Annotated in this window: 8 protein-coding genes; 1 reads left to right on the top strand and 7 read right to left on the bottom strand. The window is 68.8% G+C overall.

The genetic code is table 11. From position 1 onward, the window contains the following. The 5 genes from ABS78_RS21825 to copC all read right to left on the bottom strand — a co-directional run. Positions 1-701, bottom strand: a 701-nt coding sequence (locus tag ABS78_RS21825) for an efflux RND transporter periplasmic adaptor subunit (RefSeq protein ID WP_293384598.1), incomplete at its 3' end; no start/stop codon positions are given. Between the two features lie 106 nt (positions 702-807). Beyond that, positions 808-2,034: a TolC family protein gene (locus ABS78_RS21820; RefSeq protein ID WP_293384596.1), complete on the bottom strand. Its 1,227-nt coding sequence runs from the start codon at positions 2,032-2,034 to the stop codon at positions 808-810. 492 nt (positions 2,035-2,526) lie between these two features. Next, complete coding sequence (locus tag ABS78_RS21815; RefSeq protein ID WP_293384594.1) at positions 2,527-2,892, bottom strand: hypothetical protein; 366 nt, start codon at positions 2,890-2,892, stop codon at positions 2,527-2,529. 89 nt (positions 2,893-2,981) lie between these two features. Next, the gene (gene copD / locus ABS78_RS21810; RefSeq protein ID WP_293384591.1) at positions 2,982-3,911 is read right to left on the bottom strand and encodes a copper homeostasis membrane protein CopD; all 930 of its coding nucleotides are present in this window, start codon (positions 3,909-3,911) and stop codon (positions 2,982-2,984) included. A 3-nt stretch (positions 3,912-3,914) separates the two neighbouring features. Then, positions 3,915-4,481, bottom strand: a complete 567-nt coding sequence (gene copC, locus ABS78_RS23960; protein ID WP_363083780.1) for a copper homeostasis periplasmic binding protein CopC — start codon at positions 4,479-4,481, stop codon at positions 3,915-3,917. 57 nt (positions 4,482-4,538) lie between these two features. Between copC and ABS78_RS21800 the strand changes: the two genes are divergently transcribed. Next, on the top strand, positions 4,539-4,688 hold the full coding sequence (locus tag ABS78_RS21800; RefSeq protein WP_293384588.1) for a hypothetical protein: 150 nt from the start codon (positions 4,539-4,541) through the stop codon (positions 4,686-4,688). Between the two features lie 142 nt (positions 4,689-4,830). Here ABS78_RS21800 and ABS78_RS21795 read toward each other — a convergent pair whose 3' ends face one another. Together ABS78_RS21795 and ABS78_RS21790 are read right to left on the bottom strand one after the other, a co-directional pair. After that, complete coding sequence (locus tag ABS78_RS21795; protein ID WP_293384585.1) at positions 4,831-5,655, bottom strand: arylamine N-acetyltransferase; 825 nt, start codon at positions 5,653-5,655, stop codon at positions 4,831-4,833. 10 nt (positions 5,656-5,665) lie between these two features. Then, positions 5,666-6,127 (bottom strand): nuclear transport factor 2 family protein, encoded by a 462-nt coding sequence (locus tag ABS78_RS21790; protein ID WP_293384582.1) that lies wholly within the window; start codon positions 6,125-6,127, stop codon positions 5,666-5,668. Between the last annotated feature and the right edge of the window lie 11 nt (positions 6,128-6,138).

Below are 6,138 nucleotides of genomic sequence, written 5' to 3'. Positions count from 1 at the left end.
CCGCTGCGCACGCTGAGCGTCTTGATGACCCCGCCGATCGGGGCGGTGACGGTCACCACGTTGCGGGCGCGCCCGCTCTGGTCGATCTGGCGGATGAGCCCAGGCGACATCCCGAGCAATTGTAGCCGCTGCTGGGCGGCGCGGATGAGCGCTGGATCTCCCGTCCGACGCACCGCGAGGTACTCCGCCTGTGCGCCGCCCCATTCCGGGACCAGGAGGTCCGCCAAGGGCGCGCCAGCTGGAATGATGTCGCCGGGCGCGCGGCCATAGACGCGTTGCACGAAGCCCGCCGAGCGCGGCTGCACGATGGCGACGTCGCGCAGGTTGAACTCGATCGTGCCGGTCGCCGTCACCCCGCTGGCGAGTTCCCCGCGCGTGGCCGTCGCGATCCGCACGCCGAGGTTGGCGACCCTGGCGGGATCGATCTTGAATCCGACCGCCCCGGCGCCGACGCTCTCGTCGGCGTACTTGGGCACCATGTCCATGCCCATCGGCGACTTGCCCGGCGCCGGGAAGTGCTGCTGGGGAACCATGGGATCGTACCAGTAGAGGACCTTCTTGCCGCCTGGGGCGCTCGCCTCGGACGCGGCCGACGGCCTGGGCTTCAGTTGGGCGAGGCCGTAGCCGGCCGCTGCGGCGACAATGGCGATGGCGCCGGCGGCCGCGAGGGTTCGGAGGTTTGACCGGGACACGGAGCTCATGGCTGGCGGCTTTCGTAGGTGGTGCTGGCTTGGATGGGTTCACTCGGATGGGTCTGTTCCGTGACGCGCCGGGCAAGTCCGGGCCGCCTGAAGGCTGAGGGGGCGCTCATGGTCGGTCGCTCCCGTAGGTGAGCACAAGAGAGGCGGCGTCGGCGGCCACCGCAGCCTCGCGGTCCAGCAGGGTCAGCTGGGCGTTGGCCAGAGCCGTGAAGGCTTGAAGCACCTCGGTCAGCCCGCCGCGGCCCGCGCCATAGCTGGCGGTCTCCAGGTCGGCGCGCCGCTTGGCGAGCGGCAGCAGCACCTCCTTGGCCCGGCTCCATTGGTCGTGATGCATCAGGTGGTCGGCCAACCCTGCCTCGAGCTGGGCGGCGAGCTCACGGCGCGTCGCCTCGGCTTCGGCTTGGCTTTGCGCCGCGGAGGCGCGCTTTGCCGCGATCAGCGGGTCCTGCCGCCGGGCGGCGAACAGCGGCAGGCTCACGGTCACGCCCGCCGACACCATGTCGCCGAACATCGGATCGCGCCGCTGATAGGCGAGTTCCCAGCTCCAGTCCGGCCGTTTCTGGGCGCGGGCGAAGCGCACGTCGGCCTGGGCTTGCGCCGTCATCGCCTCCCGCTCGGCCAGTCGGGGATGGCTCGCGAGCCCGCTCCTCAGTGTCGTGGCGTCCACCTCGAAGCCCGGCGGGGATCCGGCGACGTCGGCCTGCGGATCGCCCGTCCAACGGACGAGGTCCGCGCGAGCGCGTCCCACGGCGGCCAGGATCTCGCTGCGCCGGTCCTGCAGGTCGGCCCGCATCTGCTCGGCCTCCAGGGGTTGGGCAGGGCGCGCGGCGCCCGAGGCGACGGCGGAGGGCGCGCTGTTCCACAGGGGATCGAGACTCTTCAGTAGCTCGTCGATCGCCGACAAACGCTGTTCAGCATAGTAGAGGTTGATCCAGGCGAGCGCCGTGGCGGTGCGCACATCGCGGACGCCGACCTGTTCGGCGGCCCCGGCCACCTGGATATCGGTCTGGGCCCGGGTGCGTTCGGCGGCGCGTTTGGCCCCGTTTGGCACATCCTGCATGACGCCGACCCGCGCCATGGTCATGCTGTCGCCTTTGAACCGCCCGGCTGGCGGGCCCGAGACCGGGAAGTTGTCGAGCCCGAAGACAATCTTGGGATCGGGAAGGGCGCCCGCGGCGCGCGCGGCGGAGCGTGCGCTCTCGATCTGCAGGGCGCGGGCCTCGAGGTTCGGTGAGGTTCTCTGTGCGGCGTCGAGCGCCGCGGCAAAGGTCAGGGGCGCAGCCTGCGCGCCGCCGGCCACGAGGAGGCTGGCGAGAACGATGGGTAGACGCATGTTCGGGATCCGAAGGGGCATGGAGCAAAGCCGGCCGGGACACGCCGGCGGAGCGCTGGGCTCCGCCGGCGGCCCGTCAGGACCGCGCCCAAGGGGATAAGAGGGCGCGGCCCGTCAGGCGGTTCAGCCGTTGGGCGTCTGTGACGCCGGCCCTTGCATCATCGGGCACGGGCAATCCTTGGCGGCCAGCGCGGCGCTAGGCTTGGCTGTTCGGATCACCGGCCGGAAGACGTCGTGCGGGTTGGAGGGCGGGGGCCCGACCCGGTACTCATATTGCCCGTCTGGGGCAGAGGCCGCGAAGGCGGAGGTGCTCACAGCGGTGAGCGCGGCGACGCAGGCGGCCGCGGCCAAGAACTTCGAAAGGTTCATCGTAATCGTCCTGAATGACTGATGAGGCCGCGGGATTGCGGTCCTCTTGCCCACATGCGTCACGGCCTCAGAAGAGTGTCGGCCACGACCTGTGAGCGAGCCCGCGCAGGTCGCGCGGACAGTTCAGGCGATCGATCTCGGTGGTCGCTCCGTCCGGGGCGGCGGGCGAGGCTTCAGCGGCAAAACCCGCTCGGCGACAACCGACGCCTTCGGCCGAGGGGCGACGTAGACGTTCGCGGTCGGCAGCGCTGCGGAGAGGCCGCACATCGTGGCGCAGGCCTGCGCGCACGCCTTGCCGTCCATCGTCTTCTTACCGTGGTCGCAGCATGGGTCGGGGGCAGTTGGCGCGGCCTGATCGGCCGTCGTCGCGGCCATCATCATGCCGGTCATCTCGGCGCCCGCCTCGACGCACGACTGCTGCGCCGCCAGGGCGGCGGCCGGGCTGTAGAGCAGGCCCAAGAGGGCGAAGAGGACGAGGAGACGCCGCATCGCTGCGGAACCTACGCCGGCGAAGGGCCTGAGTCGACGGCCGCCCTCATCCGACGCGGCCGCGCCATGGCGAGAGGGGCGGCGGCCGTTCATTGCGCCGACACCGGCGCGAGCATGCCCAACCAGGCGATTACGGCCAGCACCAGGAAGGCGAGCGCCGTCTCGACCACAAGGCTCCGACGCAGGGCGGCCAGCGCCTCTTGTCGCGTCTCGTTGTTCTCCAGGGCGGCGCCGAGGGCGGGCGTCAGGCGGAAGCGATTGGCCGCGGCCAATCCCAACATCCCGGCGAACAGCAGCAGCTTCAGGAGGAGGAGCTGTCCGTAGGGCGTGGTCCAGAGGCCGCTGATGCGCGCGGGACCCACCAGGAACCAGCTGTTGACCAAGCCTGTGCCGACGAGGACTGCGACCAGCCCGGAGCCGACGCCGGAGAAGCCGTGGAGAGCTCTGTGCACAGCGTGATGGTTTCCTGCATCCGCTGTGGTCGGGCGAAGCAAGCCGAAAAAGACCACCAGCGCGCCGATCCAGACCCCGGCGGCGAGCGCGTGAAGGATGTCGGCCGTCAGGTGGACGGGGCCACCCGCGCCTTGGGTCGCCGCGCCATGACCCATCCAGGCGAGGCTGGCGGTGATGACGGCGCCGAGCACCGTGCAGAGCCAGAAGAGGGGCCGGCCCGGGCGGAGCACGAGCACCGCGCTGAGCGCTAGTCCCGCGGCGACCGCGCGGACGATCGCGGCCTTGCCCAGCGACATGGTGGTGGCGACGGCGGTCAGCGACGACAGCTTCAGACCCTCGGAAATTGATCCGGCGAGGACTGACGTCTGCGCCGCCAAGCCGAGCAGGGTGGCGGCCAGAAGGGCGCCGGCGCTCCATCCCAGTAAGGGCCGGGACCAGTTCAATTGTGCCCCGGATCCAGGACCCGCGCGGGGCAGGGCGTAGATCAGGAAGAGCGATGATCCAAAGAGGATCATCGCCCCTGCGAACTGAACCAGCCTGAGGAAGATGACCGCAGGCTCGAGCACGCCCTATTTCACCGTAAAGGCGAGGTCGCCATTCATCTTGTGTCCGTCCGAGGTCGCCGCATGCCACATGACCTTGTAGGCGCCCGGCATCAGCGCGCCCTGTGGCGTACCGACCATAGACAAGCCGTCCTTCGAGACGGCGGTCTTCACCGGCATCTTCATGCCGCCGCCCATTTCCAGCTCGAAACCGGAGAAGGCCGGCGTCAGTTTCTCGTTGAAGGTGAGCGTGATCGTCTTCGGCGCAGCCACCGTGACGTTCGCGGTCGGGTTCGACGCGACCAGACGAGCGTGTGCCGAGGCGGTTCCGGCGGCTAGCAAGGCTACGCCGGCCACCAGGCCGGCGATGGAGAGGCTTCTGTGATGAGTCATTGGGATATCCCCGAGGTTTGAACGCTGTCCCTGCAGAGAATACGCGGCGACCTGCCCAATCCCCTCATCTGCGGATGAGTGCGACGGTGGGACGCACTTCCCATGGCCTGAGCCGGTGAATCTTTCGTTGTCGTAGCGCGCCGCGTTCCCGACCAGCCCGTGCCCCAGGCAGACGCTGGGTGAAATCGCTTGCAACGCCACGCGGCCAATTCTTCGGGGTCCGGAACAAGCCCAACCTGGACCGATACAGATGCGCGCGTGGACGCTGCGGTCTTCTATGCAGTGACCGCGCAGGTGAACCTGGCGAACCTGCTGGACCGGCGCGATTTCCTGTACGCCGACAACAATGACAACATCACCCCGCGCTCCGCCACGGCGGTGAAGGTGAGCCTCGCGGGGCGGTTCTGACGCACAGATCGCGCGCGGCGGTTAACGGCAGCGGCGTCCAGCCCGCCCGGGCTCAAGGTGGCTCTTGGCTGCAGACCGCCAGATGACTGGGCTTGTGGGACCTGGTCTCGACCCAGTCAGGGGCGCGCCGCCCTCGAGGCTCTTAAAAGGAGGGGTGTCCCGCGGCGACATCGCTCGCAACTTGCTCGTGCTGTGCGCAGATGGCGGGCCAAAGACCGGCGGCCTCGGGACACTCGATCCCGAACACCCGCCGAAGCACCCCGACATAGGCCTCGGGGCTGGATAGCAGCCGAACCGTGCTTCGTCCGTACTGCAAGCGACATAGGCTTCGTCCCAATAGCACCACCACGCCGCCCCGCACGTGGCGCTGGCAGACCGCGTAGCGGACGTGGGGGGACGTCGACGACGTCCGCAGCCATTCTGAGGCCGCAAGCAGGCGGTCCGGAGGCGCGGGCTCAAGCGTGAAGTCGTAGTAGGGGATACTTGCACATTCATGATTGTGGAGCCGCCACCACTCGGCGCCGAGGCGCTCGAGTCGGAAGGAGAGCTGGCCCTGCCGATGGAGCCCGGGACGGAATGGGATCGGTTCGCGCAGTCCGTCGCCGAAGCCCACATCGGCCAAGTAGGGCTGGTCGAGGTCGACCTTGAGGAGGGAGTGGACGCCGTCCTCGCCGCGCGATCCATCCCGCTTGATGATCGAGGCCAGAGTGGTCACTTGAAATCCGGTCTCGATGAGCGCGCTCGCGAATAGGGCGTTCATCTCGAAGCACCAGCCGCCGCGGCGGCGTCGCACCAACTTTTCGAAGGCGTGATGGCTGTCGATCCCCAGGGGCCGGCCGAGCAGCACGTCGAGGTTCTCGTAGGGGATAGCCTTCAGATGAGCCCGGTGCATGCGCCGAAGATACTTGAGGTCCGGCGCTTCGCCTCGGCTGAGCCGGATGCGTCGGAGGTAGGCGTCCAGATCCATCGGAGGCGCGTCAGCGCGGCCGCGACGACAGGTGAAGCTGCGCAATGCGCCAGGATCCGGCTGTCTGGACGAGCACGGCGGTGCTGACGCCCTGGCGCTGGATCAGCCCTTCGCGTCCCTTGGCGCGGATCACGTAGGCATACTCCTCGCGCGCCCAGGCGACGTCCCCGCGCACCTGAACGTCGACCTTTCGGTCTTTGATCTCGAAGCTCTCGAAGGCGGCAAGCTCCGGCCCAAGATGATGCTCCAGATACTGGCTGATCCGCCCTTCGTATTTCCCACCTTCCAGAACGGCGGCGTCCGGAGTGAATAGCCTGGCTATCTCTCCAACCTCGCGCCGTCCCAAGGCCGACGTGAACGCGTCGAGGACCTTGCGAGCCTCCGCCGCCGGAACCGACATGGTCTGGATCTGCGCGGACGCCGGGGAGGCCGTCGCCAAAGCCGCCAGAACGGCCAGATGATAATGCTGCATCTACTCTTCTC

Origin of the sequence: Phenylobacterium sp. SCN 70-31, from assembly GCF_001724605.1 — a bacterium.
Lineage (GTDB): Bacteria > Pseudomonadota > Alphaproteobacteria > Caulobacterales > Caulobacteraceae > Phenylobacterium.
This window is presented reverse-complemented; position numbering and strand designations above follow the sequence as displayed.

Bases quoted from the DNA above. Each gene is read 5' to 3' on its own strand.
- ABS78_RS21790 (WP_293384582.1), bottom strand. From the start codon at position 6,127: ATGCAGCATTATCATCTGGCCGTTCTGGCGGCTTTGGCGACGGCCTCC.
- ABS78_RS21820 (WP_293384596.1), bottom strand. From the start codon at position 2,034: ATGCGTCTACCCATCGTTCTCGCCAGCCTCCTCGTGGCCGGCGGCGCG.
- ABS78_RS21795 (WP_293384585.1), bottom strand. From the start codon at position 5,655: ATGGATCTGGACGCCTACCTCCGACGCATCCGGCTCAGCCGAGGCGAA.
- ABS78_RS21815 (WP_293384594.1), bottom strand. From the start codon at position 2,892: ATGCGGCGTCTCCTCGTCCTCTTCGCCCTCTTGGGCCTGCTCTACAGC.